13 protein-coding genes and 3 pseudogenes are annotated in these 17,041 nt (G+C 72.1%); 5 read left to right on the plus strand and 11 right to left on the minus strand.

Annotated elements, in window-relative coordinates:
- Positions 1-6: 6 nt before the first annotated feature.
- The gene (locus tag GA0070620_RS14140) at positions 7-1,611 is read left to right on the plus strand and encodes a phytoene desaturase family protein (RefSeq protein ID WP_091590983.1); all 1,605 of its coding nucleotides are present in this window, start codon (positions 7-9) and stop codon (positions 1,609-1,611) included.
- Between the two features lie 15 nt (positions 1,612-1,626).
- Here GA0070620_RS14140 and GA0070620_RS14145 read toward each other — a convergent pair whose 3' ends face one another.
- Together GA0070620_RS14145 and GA0070620_RS14150 are read right to left on the minus strand one after the other, a co-directional pair.
- Entirely contained in the window at positions 1,627-2,247 is a 621-nt protein-coding gene (locus GA0070620_RS14145; protein ID WP_091598760.1) for a TMEM175 family protein, read from the minus strand.
- Positions 2,248-2,427: 180 nt separating this feature from the next.
- Positions 2,428-4,017: a Rieske 2Fe-2S domain-containing protein gene (locus GA0070620_RS14150; RefSeq protein WP_091590985.1), complete on the minus strand. Its 1,590-nt coding sequence runs from the start codon at positions 4,015-4,017 to the stop codon at positions 2,428-2,430.
- Between the two features lie 296 nt (positions 4,018-4,313).
- On the opposite strand from GA0070620_RS14150, the gene GA0070620_RS14155 reads away from it, so the two are divergent.
- Positions 4,314-4,535: a DUF2631 domain-containing protein gene (locus GA0070620_RS14155; RefSeq protein WP_091590987.1), complete on the plus strand. Its 222-nt coding sequence runs from the start codon at positions 4,314-4,316 to the stop codon at positions 4,533-4,535.
- Positions 4,536-4,633: 98 nt separating this feature from the next.
- Here the strand turns inward: GA0070620_RS14155 and GA0070620_RS14160 are convergent, their stop codons facing one another.
- The 8 genes from GA0070620_RS14160 to GA0070620_RS34145 all read right to left on the minus strand — a co-directional run bounded on the left by GA0070620_RS14160 (position 4,634) and on the right by GA0070620_RS34145 (position 14,166).
- Entirely contained in the window at positions 4,634-5,704 is a 1,071-nt protein-coding gene (locus GA0070620_RS14160; RefSeq protein ID WP_091590989.1) for a DivIVA domain-containing protein, read from the minus strand.
- Positions 5,705-5,735: 31 nt separating this feature from the next.
- Complete coding sequence (rlmN, locus tag GA0070620_RS14165) at positions 5,736-6,887, minus strand: 23S rRNA (adenine(2503)-C(2))-methyltransferase RlmN (RefSeq protein WP_091590992.1); 1,152 nt, start codon at positions 6,885-6,887, stop codon at positions 5,736-5,738.
- Positions 6,888-6,992: 105 nt separating this feature from the next.
- On the minus strand, positions 6,993-8,207 hold the full coding sequence (locus GA0070620_RS14170) for a phosphatidate cytidylyltransferase (RefSeq protein WP_231922429.1): 1,215 nt from the start codon (positions 8,205-8,207) through the stop codon (positions 6,993-6,995).
- Positions 8,208-9,193: 986 nt separating this feature from the next.
- Positions 9,194-9,751, minus strand: a complete 558-nt coding sequence (gene frr / locus GA0070620_RS14175; protein ID WP_091590996.1) for a ribosome recycling factor — start codon at positions 9,749-9,751, stop codon at positions 9,194-9,196.
- A gap of 80 nt (positions 9,752-9,831) precedes the next feature.
- Complete coding sequence (pyrH, locus tag GA0070620_RS14180; protein WP_091590999.1) at positions 9,832-10,599, minus strand: UMP kinase; 768 nt, start codon at positions 10,597-10,599, stop codon at positions 9,832-9,834.
- A 151-nt stretch (positions 10,600-10,750) separates the two neighbouring features.
- Entirely contained in the window at positions 10,751-11,578 is an 828-nt protein-coding gene (tsf, locus tag GA0070620_RS14185; RefSeq protein ID WP_091591002.1) for a translation elongation factor Ts, read from the minus strand.
- A gap of 136 nt (positions 11,579-11,714) precedes the next feature.
- A complete protein-coding gene (gene rpsB / locus GA0070620_RS14190) occupies positions 11,715-12,572 on the minus strand; it encodes a 30S ribosomal protein S2 (RefSeq protein ID WP_091591005.1) in 858 nt (285 codons plus the stop codon).
- Positions 12,573-12,933: 361 nt separating this feature from the next.
- Positions 12,934-14,166, minus strand: a complete 1,233-nt coding sequence (locus tag GA0070620_RS34145) for a hypothetical protein (RefSeq protein WP_331713233.1) — start codon at positions 14,164-14,166, stop codon at positions 12,934-12,936.
- 209 nt (positions 14,167-14,375) lie between these two features.
- Between GA0070620_RS34145 and GA0070620_RS14200 the strand changes: the two are divergent.
- A pseudogene (locus GA0070620_RS14200) lies at positions 14,376-14,624 on the plus strand (magnesium chelatase domain-containing protein); the annotation flags it as partial.
- A 31-nt stretch (positions 14,625-14,655) separates the two neighbouring features.
- On the plus strand, positions 14,656-16,053 hold the full coding sequence (locus GA0070620_RS14205; protein WP_091591009.1) for a recombinase family protein: 1,398 nt from the start codon (positions 14,656-14,658) through the stop codon (positions 16,051-16,053).
- Positions 16,054-16,167: 114 nt separating this feature from the next.
- Here the strand turns inward: GA0070620_RS14205 and GA0070620_RS14210 are convergent.
- Positions 16,168-16,380 (minus strand): annotated as a pseudogene (locus GA0070620_RS14210) (transposase); the annotation flags it as partial.
- Positions 16,381-16,523: 143 nt separating this feature from the next.
- Between GA0070620_RS14210 and GA0070620_RS14215 the strand changes: the two are divergent.
- Positions 16,524-17,036: pseudogene (locus GA0070620_RS14215) on the plus strand (DNA-processing protein DprA); the annotation flags it as partial.
- Positions 17,037-17,041 lie beyond the last annotated feature (5 nt).

A 17,041-nucleotide genomic window follows, 5' to 3' on the forward strand; every position in this document is an offset into this window, starting at 1 on the left:
CGCGGCATGAGCAGTGAACTTCCCGCCCGCGCCGACGTCGTGGTCGTCGGGGCCGGGCACAACGGCCTGGTCTCCGCCATCCTGCTGGCCCGCGCCGGGCTGGACGTGCTGGTGCTGGAGGCGGCGGACGTGATCGGCGGCGCGACCCGCACCGAGAGCCCGTTCCCGAAGGTGCCCGGGCTGCGTCACTCCACCGGCTCCTACCTGCTCGGGCTGATGCCCCCGGAACTGCTCGCCACCCTCGACGTGCGGATCCCGGTGCTGCGCCGCGACCCGCACTACTTCCTGCCCACGCCGGGCGGGCTGGGGTCGCCCTACCTGCTCTTCGGCAGCGACACCGCGTCCACCCGGGCGCAGCTCGCCGAGTTCTTCTCCCCCGCCGACGTGGCCGCCGACGACGCCCTGCAGGCCGAGCTGGCCGCGCTTCGGGAGGATCTCGCGCCGGCCTGGCTGGCCGAGCCGCTGCCGGTGGAGGAGACCGCCGAGCGCCACGTCCGGCCGGCGCTGCGGCAGGTGTTCGTGGACCTGGTCCGCGGTTCGGTCGCCGACTACCTGGCCCGGTTCGAGTTCCGCTCCGAGCTGCTGGTCAGCATGTACGCGGTCACCGATGGGCTCTCCGGCCTGAACGCCGGGCCCGACGACCCGGGGACCGGCCACAACTTCCTGGTGCACAACATGTGCCGGCTGCCCGGCTCGGGTGGCACGTGGATGATCGCCGAGGGCGGCATGGGCACGGTGAGCCGCACGTTCGCCGAGGCCGCCCGGGCGGCCGGGGCGCGGATCCTGACCGACGCGCCGGTGCGGGCGATCACGCTGGACGGCGGCGCGGCGAGCGGCGTGGTCCTGGCCGACGGCCGGGAGGTGGCGGCCCGGGTGGTGCTCGGCGCGTGCGACCCGTACCGGCTGATGGGCCTGCTGCCCGACGGCGCGCTCCCGGCGCCGCTCGGCGAACGGATGACGGCGGTCCGCCGCACCGGCAGCACCCTGAAGCTCAACCTGGCGTTGGCCGGGTTGCCCCGCTTCTCCTGCCTGCCGGCGGACGCGCCGAGCCCGTTCGGCTCCACCATCCACCTGCTGCCCGGCTCTTCGTCGCTGGTGGGCGGGGACGCGACGTCGCCGATGGCAGCGCTGCGGGCCATGTGGGCGGACGTGCGGGACGGGCGGCTGCCGGCGGAGCCGACCATCGAGTGGTACCTGCACACCACCGTCGACCCGTCGCTCTCCGACGCCGACGGGCACCACTCGTCGGCGCTGTTCGTCCAGTCGGTGCCGTACGAGCTGACGGGCACCACGTGGGACGCGGCGCTGCCCGGGTACGTCGAGAGGCTCGTCGCGATCTGCGAGCGGTACGCGCCGGGCACCGGCGACCTGATCGTCGACGCGGTGCCGCTGCCGCCGCCCGGGATCGAGGCGCACTTCGGGATCACCGGCGGGCACATCCACCACGTCGACAACACGGTCTCGTTCACCGACCGGATGCCGTACGCCACCGGCGTCGACGGCGTGTACGCGGGCAGCGCGGGCTGCCACCCGGCCGGCAGCGTGATCGGCGCCGCCGGCCACAACGCCGCCCGCCGCATCCTCGCCGACCTGGCTCCCCTCCCCCGGTAGCGCCCGCCCGGGGCGTCAGCGGGCGGAGGAGGGCAGGTCGCCGGGCCCCCGGATCAGGTAGACGCCGACCAGCACCAGGTAGAGGCAGAGGCTGAGGAGCGGGTTGACGAAGACGAAGGCGAACGCGATCACGTAGAGCACCGGGCCCAGCAGGAACCGTCGGGCCACCGCGCGGGCCAGCCGCGGGTCCAGGTCCGGGTGCAGCAGTCGCCTACGGCGGGCCCACCACCAGCTCAGGTTGAAGACGAGCGCCTCACCGAGCACCGCGCCGACGTACAGCGCGGCGGTCAGCCGCTGGTCGAAGGGGTCGCCGCGCAGGTTGTCGGCGAGCAGGTCGGCGGTGAACGGGATGATCGCCACGAACAGCAGCAGGACGAGGTTGAACACGAGCAGCACCTGGTCGACCCGGATCACGTACCGCCACATGTTGTGGTGGGTGAGCCAGACCTGGCCGACGATGGCGAAGGTGATGATGTACGCCAGGTAGGCCGGCCACTCGTGCCACAGCGCGCCCGGCAGGCCCGACCCGTCCTCGCGGGCCGGGCCGAGCTGGAGCAGGTCGACCGACATGAGCGTCAGCACGATCGCGAAGACGGCGTCGCTGAACGCCTCGACCCGGGACGCGTCCCGGGCCATCTCCCGGTCCCGCCCGTACCGGTACCTCGACTCGTCGTCGCCCTCGGTCACGCACCCGCCCCCGTCGACACCTCCTCGATCATGGGGTTGTCTCGCCCGGTTTGGGGCGGAAAGCGGGTTTCGTCACCCACCACAACCGCATGGTCGTCGGAGGCCCGGCCGGGGGCGGGGCGGTGAATCTCAGCTCGCGGCCTCGCCTGCGGGCGCCGGAGTCGTCGCGTCGGCCCGGTGCGCCCGGATCTTGTGCCCGACGCTGGTCAGGCAGCGGCCGCTGGCCAGGTCGAACCGCCAGCCGTGCAGCTGGCAGGTGAGCTGGTCGCCGTCGACGATGCCGAACCGGCTGAGGTCCGCCTTCAGGTGCGGGCAGCGGCGCTGCACCACCCAGTCGCCCAGCGTGATGTCCTCGGCGTCGACGGCCCGCTCGTGCTCGTCGTACCAGCCCTCGGCGTACTGGAGACGCTCCTCGGAGAGGCACTTGAAGAAGGCGTAGACGAACTCGTTGTACTGGCCGATCCGAGCGGCGGAGAACCGGCAGGAGAGGAAGAGCGAGTTGACCCAGTCCACCTCGTCGATGAAGAGCAGGTGCTCGATCAGCGCCCGCTCCGTACGGAACCGGTAGCGCACCTTCTCGTCCGCGTACGGGCGGACCTCCTTGCCCGGGAAGTCCACCACGATAGATTCAATGGTCTCCCCGCCGGAGTCGTCGGTGCCCACCAGGTCGAAGCGGACCGGACCGCCGACGCCCTTGGCCAGGTAGATCGACTCGTCCAGCAGCGGCTCGATGCGGCGCTTCATCTCGGCGAGCACGTCCACCTCGGGGTGCCGCCACGACGCCTTCTCCGCCTCGATGATCGGGCGCTTGCGCTCGCGCATCTCCTCCAGGTGGGCGATCTTGTTCGCGAAGAACTCCGCCACCGGCACCGGGTGGGTGGTGGTCGCGCCCTCCGTGGTGACCTCGGCGACGCTGCCGGGCAGCAGGACGATGCCGTTGGTGCCGCCGACCTTCGCGTACTCGGTGAGGAACACCGACTGGTCGGGGAAGATGTTGCCCTCGTCGCCGAAGATGTCGTTGAACTGCCACAGCTCGTCGTCGAGGAAGCACGGCGGGCCGGCGATCGGGAAGACGTGGTCGGCCTTCAGGTCGTCGATGTAGCGCCACGTACGGTCGAACTGCCGGTCGCGCTTCTGCTTGCCGAACGCGGTCTTGGCCGCCTGGGGCAGCTCGTAGACCATCGGGTACCAGATCGCGCCCGAGAACTGGAGCAGGTGCGCGTGCACGTGGCCCAGCTCGGCGAAGACGCTCAGGTCGGTGGGCCGGGCGTCGTTCTGGTTGAGCAGCCGGACACCGTCGTACTCGACCCAGAGCGACGAGTCGCCGATCGGGCCGTCGGTCGGGCTGGTCAACGCCTGGATCATGATCTTCAGGCCGCCGGGCAGCTCCACGACCTGCTCGTTCGGGGCCTTCAGGAACTTGGTGAAGCCCAGCGCCCGGAACTCGTCCTCCATCTCCGAGGTCGGGAACTCGGGAAGCAGCACCGTCGCGTCCTTCGACACGTACCGCTTCAGGTGCTTCGCGTCGAAGTGGTCCCGGTGCAGGTGGGAGACGTACAGGTAGTCGACCTGGCCGAGCGACTCCCAGTCGAGCTGGGAGTTGTCGGGAAACGGGAACCAGGAGGCGAAGTAGGCCGGATTGACCCACGGGTCGCACAGGATGCTGCCCGCGGCCGTGTCGATCCGCATGCTGGCGTGCCCCGTACCGGTCACTCGCACCGCAGTTTCCCCCTCAAAAGACGTATCAAGGTGTACGACAAACGCTACCGGAGTGACTGTGGCCCCCGGTCCGCGACGCCCGTAGTGGCGTTCCGCCCTGGTCGGACCGGGACCTTCGGCCCGAGTCCCACCTCGCGGCCGTCCGGGGCCACCCGGCGACCCGAGCCAGGGCCGCTCCTGGCCGCCTCCGCGCCCGCGGGTCCCGCCTGCGGGGCCGACCGGTCGGACCCTGCGCCGAGCCCGGTACGGGGCGTGCCAGACTAACCGGAGATCCGATCGCGAGGGAAGGACCGACAGTGGCAGGAAGCGAGCCGGTAACGTCGCCAGACCAGCACAAGCCCGGGCACCGCAAGTCCGGGCGGATCGGTGCGGTGCTGACCGCGCTGGCGCTGGTGGCGATGATCTGCGGCAACCACGAGGGCAAGGTCGAGGACATCTGGCTGATCGGCCTCGCGGTGCTGCTGCTGGTCATCGTGATCGGCGACGCCGTGCTGCGGCGCAACGGCCTGCGCTCCTGACCGGAGGCGCCGGCAGCGCGACCTGCCGCGCCGGACGACCACGCACGAGGGCCCGCCCCCCGACCGGGGAGCGGGCCCTCGTCGTACGCGGTGCGGCCTCAGCGGCCGAACAGGATGTCCTGCACGTCCTTGAGCGCCCCGTCCACCTCGGCCTCGAAGTAGCCACCCGGCACCAGGCCGAAGCGCAACGTGTCCAGGTCCTTCGGGTTGACCGGCATCGGGTTACGGCCGGCCATGCCGCCGAGCAGGGCCTCGAAGAAACGATCCACCTGGTCGGGGTCGTAGCCACTGCCGAACCGGCGCACCTGGAAGCTGCGGCGGATCTGGTCGACCCGGTAGAGGTCGCTTCCGGGCGGACCGGCCATCGGCGGGCCACCCATCGGCGGGCCGGGCACGGCCGGCGGACCACCCATCGGCGGGCCACCGATCCCCTGCTGCGGCATGGGCGGCGGGCCCGCCGGACCCCGGCGCGGGTCCCGGTCGGGCATCCGGATCTCGGCGGTCATGTCGGTGCGGGCCCGTCGACCGGCCTCGAAGCCGTCGAAGCGCTGCTCCTCCTGGCCGTAGCCGCCGGGACCCGGGGGCAGGCCACGCGGCGGACCGGCCGGGCCACCCATGGGAGCGCCCGGGCCCATCGGCATGCCCGGGACCGGGCCGCCAGGACCAGCGGGGCCAGCCGGGCCGCGCGGAGCGTCGTAGCCGCCGCGTGGGCCGTCGTAGCCGCCCGCGAACGCCCCGGTCGGCTCGTCGTATCGGGCACCGTAGCGGTCGGCCGGCGGGCCGGCCTGCGCCGGCATCGGGCGGGGCGGCAGCGGCTGCGGGACCGGCGACATGCCGCGTTCGTCGCGCATCGGCGGGGCCATCCGGTCCGGCGGACCCATCCGGTCGCCCATGCGGGGGTCGCCACCGCGTCCACCCGCGCCGCCGCGCTCCTCGAGCTCGGCCAGCTGGCGCTCCACCCGGTCGAGGTGCAGGTCGACCTGCCACTCGTCATAGCCGTTGAACCGGACCCGGAAGACGACGTCATGGACCTCCTGGGAGGCCACGGGCGCGCCGACCGGCTGGCCGGAGAGCGTCGCCTCCACCCGGTCGAGGAAGGCGTCCACCTCGTCGACCTTGTATCCCCGGCGGAGCGCCTTCCGCCGGAAACGCTGACCCTGACTCGCCACTATGTCTCCTGGTCTCGTTCGCCACGCCCGGTCACGCCGGTGTCGCCTCGGCGCGGTCGATGTCCCTGTCCTCCGCGGCGGCGAGCTGCCCACACGCCCCGTCGATCTCGCGCCCCCGGGTGTCCCGCACCGTGGTGGACACCCCGGCCTCGCGCAAGCGCCGGACGAACTCCCGCTCCACCGGCTTCGGGCTCGCGTCCCAGCGGCTGCCCGGCGTCGGGTTGAGCGGAATGAGGTTCACGTGGGCCAACTTGCCGGCCAACAGCCGGCCGAGCAGGTCGGCTCGCCACGGCTGATCGTTCACGTTCTTGATCATTGCGTACTCGATCGACACACGGCGTCCTGTCCGGGCCGCGTAGTCCCACGCTGCGTCCAGCACCTCGGCTACCTTCCAGCGCTGGTTGACCGGCACGAGTTCGTCGCGCAGATCATCATCGGGGGCGTGCAACGACAACGCAAGAGTCACTGAGAGGTCTTCGCTGGCCAGTCGGCGGATGGCCGGAACCAGGCCGACCGTGGAAACGGTGATGTGTCGCTGGGACAGCCCGAGACCCTCGGGAGCGGGCGTGACCAGCCGACGGATGGCCGCGACCACCCGGTTGTAGTTGGCCAGCGGCTCGCCCATGCCCATGAACACGACGTGTGACAGCCGGGCAGGCGACCCCGCTACCGCCCCGGAGGCGGCCACCCCGGCCAGGTAGACGGCCTGGTCCACGATCTCCGCCGTGGAGAGGTTGCGGGTGAGCCCGGCCTGGCCGGTGGCGCAGAACGGGCAGGCCATGCCACAGCCGGCCTGGCTGGAGATGCAGACGGTGACCCGGTCCGGGTAACCCATGAGCACGCTCTCCACCAGCGAGCCGTCGTGCAGCCGCCAGAGGGCCTTGCGGGTGGCGCCGTCGTCGCAGGCCAGCTCACGAACCGGGGTGAGCAGCGACGGGAGCAGCCGCTCCGCCAGCCGTTCGCGGGTGGCGGCCGGCAGGTCGGTCATCAACTGCGGGTCACGGACGAGCCGGCCGAAGTAGTGGGTGGAGACCTGCTTCGCGCGGAAGGCGGGCTCGCCCAACTCCGTCATCAGCGCCTGGCGACCGGCCAGGTCGAGGTCGGCGAGATGTTGCGGCGGCATGGCAGCCCGGCGCGCGGCGGGGGCGCCCGGGGCGGTGGGGATCAACGGCAGGCTCGTCATGGCGGATCCCAGTCTGTCACGCCGAACGGCGGACGCGCCTGTCCGGAGGTGCCGAACCGCACCCGGCCCTCCGGTCGAGGCGTCGAATCCGGCCCCGTCCACGGCTCACCCCGCCAGCGGCACGAAGACCGCCAGCAGCAGGTACGCGGTCGGAAGCGCGAACAGGATCGAGTCCAGCCGGTCCATCAGCCCGCCGTGCCCGGGCAGCAGGTTGCTCATGTCCTTGACGCCCAGATCCCGCTTGATCATGGACTCGGCGAGGTCACCGAGGACCGCGGCGCCGGAGACCGCCAGCCCGAACAGGGCACCCCACCACGGCGTCACGTCGAACACCAGCCAGATCAGCAACGCGCTGCCGAGCGCGGCCGCGGTGACCGAGCCCGCGAAGCCCTCCCAGGACTTCTTCGGGCTCACCGAGGGCGCCATCGGGTGCTTGCCGAACATGACGCCGGCCGCGTAGCCGCCGGTGTCGGAGAGCACCACCGCGACCAGGGTGGCGAGGATCCGCCACGCGCCGTCGTCGGGGGCCGCGGCGAGCAGCGCGGCGAACCCACCCAGGAAGGGCACGTACACCGCGATCAGGGTGGCCGCGGTCAGGTCGCGCTGGAAACCGCCGGGCCCGTCGCCCAACCGCCAGATCATGGTGCCGAGCACGGTCACCAGCAGTCCCAGGCTGAGCGCGTCCGGGCCGGCGAACCAGGCCAGCCCCACGGTCAGGGCGCCACCGGCCACCAGCGGCACCAGCGGCGGGTGGGCGCCACTGCGCCGGACCGCGCGGGTCATCTCCCAGATCCCCACCCCGACCGCCGCGATGACCACCGCGAGGAACGCCGGCGGGAAGAGGAAGAGCGGGACCAGGATCAGCGCGCCGAGAGCCAGCCCGACGCCGATGGCGGCCGGCAGGTTACGACCCGCGCGGCTCGGGGTCTGCTGGGTGGCGGGCCGCTCGGCCGTGGCGCGCCGCTTGCCCGGCTGCCGTCGACCGGCGGGCGGTTCGGCCTCGCCCGTCAGGGTGGCGTCGGGCGCGCTGTCGGCCCGCACCGGCTCCAACTGTGCCGTCGGGTAGGCGTCCTCGTCGTCGAATCGACTCGCCGGGCCGGCCGGTCCGGCGTAGCGGTCCGGCCCGGGTCCGGCGTAGCGGTCCGGCCCTGGTGCGTCGTAGCGGTCCGGTGGCGGTCCGGCGTTGCGGTCCCCTCCTGGTCCGGGCGGACCGTCGAAGCGGTCCGTGCCCGGTCCCGACGGACCGTAGCGGTCTGCGCCCGGTCCCGGCGGACCGTAGCGGTCTGCGCCCGGTCCGGGCGGGCCGTCGAAGCGGTCCACGCGCGGATCGTCGACGTAACGGTCGTAGCGCTCGTCCGGGCGGTCGTAGCGCTCGTCCAGGTGCCGGTCGGCGGGGTGGCGGTCAACCGGTGGGCGGCGGTCGGCCAGGGGGCGGTCCGCCGGGTGGCGGTCGTCGCGGTGGCTGGGGTCGCCGTGCGGGCCGGGACGGCCGCGCTCCGGGTAGGGGCCGGGCCGGCGCCGATCGCCGCGCACCGGTTCGCTCCGCGGCGGGTACGGCTCGGCCGGGCGCCGACGCCCGTCGTCGTACGCGTCCGGCGCGTAGCGGTCGACCCGCTCGTCGTACGGGTCGGGGCGGCCCGGTACGCCCCGCTCGGCGTACGGGTCAGCGGACGGGCGGGGGCGGGTCTGCGGCTCGGCGTACAGCTCGGGGCCGACGCCCGGCTGCCGTGTCCACGGCCCCGGCTCGACCTCGCGCTCGGGCCAGGGCAGGGCCACCGGCTGGTCCGGTCGGTCCCAGCCGCGGGGGTCGGCGCTGCCGTAGGGGTCGGGGTGGGACATCACGCACCGCGATGCGGCACGAGTACCACCACAGAACGCAAGACCACAAGCATCCCCTACACACGCGCGACTGTTGTTGCGGGTTGACCGGCCCGACGACCGGTCGATCCCCCGAGTTCACCCTTCGGTGACCGGGAATCGTGCCGAGCCTACTGCACCCGCCGCTCGGGCACGGCGGACGATGCGGGCGCCCGCCCCGCGGCCCGCTCCGGGCGGGCCCGCCCGTCCACCAGCGGTTGATCCACACCGGATCGCCCAAACGGCGGCGTCCCGCGCCTCGGGACCCCACCACGAAGCCCCCGCCACCGTCCCCGACCAGCGCGGACCGCCGGCCCGCACGCGGCGAGGCCCGCCCCTGACGGAGGCGGGCCTCGTGTCACGTTCTGTGGCCGTCACCGGTTCGGCTCAGCGGCCGCGGGTCAGCCCCACGGAGTGGTGGCCCCGGCCGGAGCGCCCGACCGAGGTGCTCACACCTCGAGCAGCTCGGTCTCCTTGTGCTTGACCAGCTCGTCGACGTTCGCCACGTACCGCTGCGTGAGGTCGTCCAGCTCCTTCTCGGCGCGGCGTACCTCGTCCTCGCCGGCCTCGCCGTCCTTGACGATCCGGTCCAGCTCCTCCTTGCCACGGCGGCGGATGTTGCGGATCGCCACCTTGGCCTCCTCACCCTTGTGCCGGGCGACCTTGATCATGTCGCGGCGGCGCTCCTCGGTCATCTGCGGGAGCAGGATGCGCAGCTGGTTGCCCTCGTTGTTCGGGTTCACGCCGAGGTCGGAGTCGCGGATCGCCTTCTCCATGGCGTTGATCTGCGAGTTGTCGTACGGCTTGATGATGGCCATCCGCGGCTCGGGGATCCCGACGGACGCCATCTGCGTCAGCGGCGTGGGCGTGCCGTAGTAGTCGATGATGACCTTGGAGAACATGGCCGGGGTGGCGCGGCCGGTGCGGATCGCGCCGAACTCCTCCTTGGCGTGCTCGATCGCACGCTCCATCTTCTCCTCGGCCTCGAGGAGGGTGTCGTCGATCACCGGTCTCCTCGCCTCCTTCTGTGCTCGTGGTGGGCTCTGCTGTGTGTCGGAGGACCGCTGTCGTCGCCGTGGGCGACCGCTCAGGCGGTGATCAGGGTGCCGATCTTGTCGCCACCCACGGCGCGGACGATGGTGTCGTCCCCCTGCGCGCCGAATACCAGCATCGGCAGGTCGTTCTCCATGCAGAGGCTGAAAGCCGCGGCGTCGGCGACCCGCAGGTTGCGGCGCAGCACCTCGGAGAAGGTGATCGAGTCGAACTTGCTGGCGGTGGGGTCGATCCGCGGGTCGGCGCTGTAGACGCCGTCCACGCCGTTCTTGCTCATCAGCACCACGTCGGCGTGGATCTCCAGCGCCCGCTGGGCGGCGACGGTGTCGGTGGAGAAGTACGGCATTCCGGCGCCCGCGCCGAAGATGACGACCCGGCCCTTCTCCAGGTGCCGGATGGCCCGCAGCGGAATGTACGGCTCGGCGACCTGCGCCATGGTGATCGCGCTCTGCACCCGGGTCTCGATGCCCTCCTTCTCCAGGAAGTCCTGGAGGGCGAGGCAGTTCATCACCGTCCCGAGCATGCCCATGTAGTCGGCGCGGGCCCGGTCCATGCCGCGCTTCTGCAGCTCCGCGCCGCGGAAGAAGTTCCCGCCGCCGACCACCACGGAGACCTGCACACCGCGGCGGACCACGGTCGCGATCTGCCGGGCGATGGCCTGTACGACATCCGGGTCCACACCGATCGCGCCGCCGCCGAAGACCTCACCGGAGAGCTTCAGCACCACCCGGCGAGCCCGGCCGGGCGGCGGGGCGGTCGGATCGTCCACCGCCAGCGTCCGGTCACTCACAACCTGCGTCATCCGCCCCGCCCTTTCCCACGCCGGCGCCCCGTGCGCCGCGAACCTGCCGCTGCCGACCCTATGGGACGAGGAGGCCGCGGTGCCTGTCACGTACACCGGCGACCTCCTCGTCGACGTTCCTGCCCTCGGGCGCCGGGCGCCCGGCGGCGGCTCAGGCCTGGCCGACCTCGAACCGCACGAAGCGGGTGACCTCGATGCCGGCCTCGGACAGCACCTGCTTCACCGACTTCTTCGGGTCGGTGACGGAGGACTGCTCGATCAGGACGTAGTCCTTGAAGAAGGCGTTCACCCGGCCCTCGACGATCTTCGGCAGGGCCGCCTCGGGCTTGTTCTCCTCGCGGGCGGTCTGCTCGGCGATACGCCGCTCGGACTCGACCACGTCGGACGGCACCTCGTCGCGGGTGAGGTACTTCGGCCGCATCGCGGCGATCTGCATGGCGACACCACGGGCGTCGGCGTCGCCGGCCTCGTCGCTCTTGCCGGCGTACTGCACGAGCACGCCGACCGCCGGCGGCAGGTCCTGCGCCTTGCGGTGCAGGTAGACGGCGGTGGTGCCGTCGAGCTTGGCGAAGCGGTTGAGCACCAGCTTCTCGCCGATCTTGGCGGACTGCTCCTGGATCAGGTCGGCGACGCTCTTGCCGTCCAGCTCGCTGGCGAGCAGCTCCTCGGCGTTGGTGACGCCGCTCCGCTCGCCGTGCTCGACCAGCTGCTGGGCCAGCGCGATGAACGACTCGGTCTTGGCCACGAAGTCGGTCTCGCAGTTGAGCTCGAGCAGCGCCTGGCCGGAGTGCGCGATCAGGCCGTTGGCCGCGGTGCGGCCGGCCCGCTTGCCGACGTCCTTGGCGCCCTTGACGCGCAGGATCTCGACGGCCTTGTCGAAGTCGCCCTCGGCCTCGGTCAGCGCCTTCTTGCTGTCCATCATGCCGGCGCCGGTGAGGTCGCGGAGCTTCTTGACGTCCGCGGCGGTGAATTCTGACATGGCTCTCTCTTCGGTGTTGAGAACGGCGTGTGGATGGTCAGAGGGGCCGGTTACCCGGTTCCGGGCCGGATGTGCCCGGCCGATCCGCCGCTGCCCACCGTCCGCCGAAACGGACGGTGGGGCAGCGACGGCACGGTCACTCCGCTGCGGCGGCCGCCGGCTGCTCGGCCGGCTGCTCGGTCGGCTGCTCGGTCGGCTCGTCGGCCTTCTTCGGCTCCTCGAGCAGCTCGCGCTCCCACTCGGCCAGCGGCTCGTCGGAGGCCACACCCGGCTCCGGCTTCTCGTCGGTGCCCCGGCGACGGCCGGAGCGGGCGATCAGACCGTCCGCGACGGCGGCGGCGACGACCTTGGTCAGCAGCTCGGCCGAGCGGATCGCGTCGTCGTTGCCCGGGATCGGGAAGTCGACCTCGTCGGGGTCGCAGTTGGTGTCGAGCACCGCGATCACCGGGATGCCCAGCTTGCGGGCCTCGTCGACGGCGATGTGCTCCTTCTTGGTGTCGACCACCCAGATCGCGGCCGGGAGCTTCTGCATGTCCCGCAGACCACCGAGGGTCTTGGTCAGCTTGTCCTTCTCGCGGGAGAGCTGCAGGGTCTCCTTCTTGGTGTAGCCGGCGGCGGTGCCGCTCAGGTCACCGAGGGCCTCCAGCTCCTTCATCCGCTGCAGCCGCTTGTACACGGTCTGGAAGTTGGTCAGCATGCCACCGAGCCAGCGGTGGTTCACGTACGGCTGGCCGACCCGCGTCGCCTGCTCGGAGATCGCCTCCTGGGCCTGCTTCTTGGTGCCGACGAAGAGGATGCTGCCGCCCTCGGCGACGGTGCCGCGCACGAAGTCGTACGCCTTCTCGATGTAGTCGAGGGTCTGGCGCAGGTCGATGATGTAGATACCGTTGCGCTCGGTGAAGATGAAGCGCTTCATCTTCGGGTTCCAGCGACGGGTCTGGTGCCCGAAGTGGACACCGCTCTCCAGCAGCTGGCGCATGGTCACGACGGCCATGGTGGGTTACTCCTTGCGATCCCTGGTTGTCCCGCCCGGCCGGCGGCCGGGCGTCCTGGCGCCCGGTCGTCGGCCATGATGGGCCCGATCAGGATCGGGACCAGGGAGGCCGCCACCCCACGACGATTCGTGAAGAGGGCGCGCGAGGTCGACCGCGCGAGGCGGTCGCCAGTCGACCAGTGTACGCCCCTCCCCCGCCCCACAACCCCCGGGTGCGCGCCAGCCCCGCCCGGGCCGCCCGATGAGGGTCGATCGCGCTACTTCAGGGATGTAGTGGCCTCAAAGGCACGCGGAGGCCACTACATCAGGGATCCAGCGAGATCATGCCGGCGACCACGCGGGCACGCTCGTCGGCAGGCGGTCAGCCCGTGGCGAGCGCGGCGGCGACGAAGAGCACCAGCGCGACCGTCAGGTAGGCGGTCGGCGGGCGCAGCCAGCCCCGCCCGCCCTCGGCCAGGGACAATCCACCCGTTCGCAGCCCGTACAGCCCGATCGCGAAGATCGGCAGGCCGACGACCAGAAAAGTCCCCGCGACGATGTTCGCGGCCGAGACCGGGTCGCCGGTCACCCCGTTGGCCAGCAGCCGCAGCGCGGGGATCTCGAAGACCAGGGCCAGCACCGCGAAGAGCACGGCCAGGGCCGGCCGACGCGTCCGGTAGACGCCGTCGCCGGCCGGCGGGCGTCCCGCATCCGGCGCACCACCCGGCAGGTACGGCGGCAGGTCCGCCCGCGTCCCGACCGACGGCATCGGGCCGGTCGGCATCTCCAGCGGATGGGGCGCCTCCGCGCCGGGCGCCGGCCGCTGGACCGCGTCCGCGTCCAGCCCAGGCTGGTGAGCCACGTCCGCGCCGAGTCCCGGCGCCTGCGGAACCTCCGCCGCCGGCCCTGACAGGTGCGGTGCCTCCAGGCCACGGCCGGGCTGGTACGGGGCCTCCGCGCCGCGCACCGGTTGGTACGAGGTGTCCACGCCACGGCCGGACGCCTGCGGGGTCTCCGCACCACGCCCGGGCTCGATGACGGGGTAGCCGCCCAGCGGGGCCGGACGGGTCAGCTCCTCGCCCCCCGGCGCCGCCGGGATCGGCGAGCCGGGCAGCGCGGCCTCGCGGCCGAAGGCGGTGTCGGGCAGGGCTTCCCGGGCGGCCTGCCGGCCGGTGGGCTCGCCGGAGTCATCCGCCTGGTCCGGTTCCGCCCGCCGGCTCCGGTTCGTCCGGTACGGCGACGCGTCCAGCCACTTGTCCGGGCTCGCCGCTCCGAAGCTGCCCGAGTCGTCCGGTCCTGCACCCCGGGCGGCGAAGGTGATCGAGTCGTCCGTGCCGGCGACCCTGGTCGCGAAGGCGACGGAGTCATCCACCGCCGGGATGCTCGTTCCGAACCGCCCCGACTCGGCGACGCCGAAGCGCGTCGGCTCCCGGTAGCCGTCCGGGTCGGCGTACCGGGTGTCGTCGGCCGGACCGCGCTGCTCCGGGGCACGGAACTCCTCGTCCCGCAGGCGCGCCTCCTCCGTGCCGCGCCAGTCCGGCTCGTAGCCGCGTCCACTCTCGCCGGGATACCAGCGCGACTCCTGATCTTCGGGGTAGCTCCGTCGTCCGCTCACGCGGGCACCGTATGCGACCAGCCTGACCGGCGCCATGCGACCCCGGCGCGACGGTGACGTAGCACGACACGAACATGATCGTCCGGTTGTCCAGAGTCCGCCCGTGTCCACAGGCGAGCCGGGTCGGGGTCGCCGCGACGCCGGGAAGCACGGCACCGTGCCGGTCATGACGAACCAGAACCAGGCGGTCGTGTCGCCGGCGGTGCGGCGTGCGCTACGCGAAGGTGCTCTGCGTGTGCCTGGTCCGGGTGACGGGGCACCTGGTGGAGGTGGAGTCCGACCTGGCCGCCGGGCTGCCCGCGGTGGTGATCTCCGGGCTGCCGGACACCGCGCTGCACGAGGCGCGGGACCGGGTGCGGGCGGCCGTGGTCAACTCCGGCCAGCGCTGGCCCAACCGGCGGATCACGCTCAATCTGCTGCCGGCCGCTCTGCCAAAGTTCGGTTCGGCGTTCGACCTCACGGAAGTCAGGCTATGCCACACTAACCGGCATGACGCGAGCGGCTGTCTATGTTCGGATTTCCCGCGACCGGGAGGGCGCCGGGCTCGGCCTAGCACGGCAGGAAGCGGACTGTCGAGAGCTGGCGGCCCGACACGGGCTGACCGTGGCGCAGGTGTACGCCGACAACGACCTGTCCGCCTACAGCCGCAAGCCCCGCCCCGCCTATCGGCGGATGCTCGACGACATCGCCACCGCCCGCCTCGACGCCGTGCTGGCCTGGCACACGGACCGGTTGCACCGCTCCCCCACTGAGCTGGAGGAGTACATCTCGGCATGCGAACCGCGCGGCGTGCCGACTTTCACGGTCAAGGCCGGTCCGCTCGACCTCAGCACGCCCAGTGGCCGGATGGTCGCCCGCCAGCTCGGCGCCGTCGCCCGGTACGAGGTAGAGCACCAGGTGGAGCGGCAGCAACGCGCCAAGCAACAGGCTGCGGCTGATGGCCGGTGGGCTGGCGGGCGACGACCTTACGGGTACGAGGCGGACGGCGTCACACTCCGGCCCGATGAGGCACGCGTCGTCGCCGAGGTAACCGACGCGATCCTGTCCGGGGCGAGTCTGCGCGGCCAGGCCGCAGACCTGAACACGCGCAACTTGGTCACGTCCACCGGCAGGCCATGGACCGCAACCGAGCTGCGCAAGGTGCTGCTACGCGCCCGCAACGCCGGGCTACGGGAACACCGCGGCGAGGTGGTCGGGCCGGCCGCGTGGCCGCCCCTAGTGGACGAGGAGCGCTGGCGCGCCGTGGTGTCGGTGCTGACGCACCCGGGCCGGCGTACACAGTGGTCGTCGGCGCGGCGGTGGATGCTCTCCGGGCTGGCACTGTGCGGAGTCTGCGGCGCGACCGTCCGGGCCACACTGATGTCGACGTCCGCACAGTCGGTGCCGTCCTACACATGCAAGGTGTCGCGCTGCGTCGGCCGGAACGCCGGCGAACTCGACGCGTACGTGTCGGCGCTCGTCGTCGAGCGATTGTCGCGGCCCGACGTCGTGCAGCTGCTCGCCGAGTCCGGCCGCCCCGACTCTGGGCAGCTCCAGGTCGACGCCACCACTCTCCGGGAACGGCTCGACGGGCTCGCTGCTGCGTACGCCGACGGCGCGATTGACGTCCGGCAGCTGCGGGAGGGCTCGGAGCGACTGAGGGCGCGGCTGAGTGACGTCGAAGACCAACTAGCCGCAGTGGACCAGGGTGACGCCTTGGCGGGTCTTGTTGGTGCGGCGGACGCCGCCGCAGCGTGGGATGCACTCGACCTCCACCGTCGGCGCGCAGTCGTCGACACGCTGTTGACGGTCACGATCCACCGAACCAAGAAGGGCCGGCCAACGGGCTGGTCGCCAGGCCGCTCGTACTTCGATCCCGCGACCATCGAGGTGACCTGGAAGAACTGACCACACGATCGGACTAGTCGATCATCTGTGCAAAACTCCCGAGCAGACGATGTGGCGGTGCCCAGCTAACACTGGGAGCACCTGCGCTATCCCCCAACGACGCTGACGCCTTACGTCATACACATCCGCCAGATGGGCGGAGATCTCCCCGGTCGTCAGGCCTTTGGCATACAGCGACAGGATCACCTCGTTGAACCAGTCCCACCTGCGGACATGCTTCGGGACGACTCGCGGGGTGAACGACCTCGCCCGATCCCGCGGGACCTGGATCCGCACCGGTCCGACCTCGGTCTGCACCGTCTTCGCCCCGTGCCCGTTAGGGATGTTGACCCGCCGACTGTGGCCAACGTGCCCGCGCCGCCGGTTCTCGCTGGGGCGTGGATTGTCGAGCTGTCCGGACGAGCGCCTTGAACCCCCGGTCCGGGAACACGCTGAGTACATCGCTCAACGAGAGATTTATGGTCATCGCAGTGCGGAAAAGGTTCCTCATCCGCAACCGGGTCGTCACAGCCTGCACCGTCGGCACGGTGGAGGTCGAAACGTCGGCTCGCAGCGGCGCGACGCAGACGGGGCACCGGGCGCTCGCGATGCCCCGCCCGACGATGGCGGTGCCGGGTCCGGTGACCTCTGCGATGTCGGTCGGCACCCACGAGCTGCTGCGGGACCATCCGAAGGCTCGGATGGTGACGGGGGTAGCGCACGTGCTGAAGGAGGTGGGCCGCATCCCTGACGACCTGGCACCGCCGGCGCGCGGGCCGGACCGGCCGACCGACACGCTCGACGACTATGCCCGGTCGGTGTTGGAGGCGATGCCGCGTCGCGGCGGGGTGGGCGTGGAGCGGTTGGCCGCCCGGGCCGGTGTGGACGTGCGGACGGCGCTGCGGAAGCTGTCCCTGTTGGAGGAACTGACGTTGGTGGTCCGCCGCGACGACGGGTACGCCCTGGTGTCGACGCCTCGACCGCGCCGCGCGGCGGCGACGTGAACCGG

The organism is Micromonospora krabiensis (assembly GCF_900091425.1).
Lineage (GTDB): Bacteria > Actinomycetota > Actinomycetes > Mycobacteriales > Micromonosporaceae > Micromonospora > Micromonospora krabiensis.

Excerpts from the sequence above, each read along its gene's own strand:
- tsf (WP_091591002.1), bottom strand. The coding sequence starts at position 11,578 with ATGTCAGAATTCACCGCCGCGGACGTCAAGAAGCTCCGCGACCTCACC.
- pyrH (WP_091590999.1), bottom strand. The coding sequence starts at position 10,599 with ATGACGCAGGTTGTGAGTGACCGGACGCTGGCGGTGGACGATCCGACC.
- GA0070620_RS14145 (WP_091598760.1), bottom strand. The coding sequence starts at position 2,247 with ATGGCCCGGGACGCGTCCCGGGTCGAGGCGTTCAGCGACGCCGTCTTC.
- GA0070620_RS14140 (WP_091590983.1), top strand. The coding sequence starts at position 7 with ATGAGCAGTGAACTTCCCGCCCGCGCCGACGTCGTGGTCGTCGGGGCC.
- GA0070620_RS14205 (WP_091591009.1), top strand. The coding sequence starts at position 14,656 with ATGACGCGAGCGGCTGTCTATGTTCGGATTTCCCGCGACCGGGAGGGC.
- rpsB (WP_091591005.1), bottom strand. The coding sequence starts at position 12,572 with ATGGCCGTCGTGACCATGCGCCAGCTGCTGGAGAGCGGTGTCCACTTC.
- rlmN (WP_091590992.1), bottom strand. The coding sequence starts at position 6,887 with ATGACGAGCCTGCCGTTGATCCCCACCGCCCCGGGCGCCCCCGCCGCG.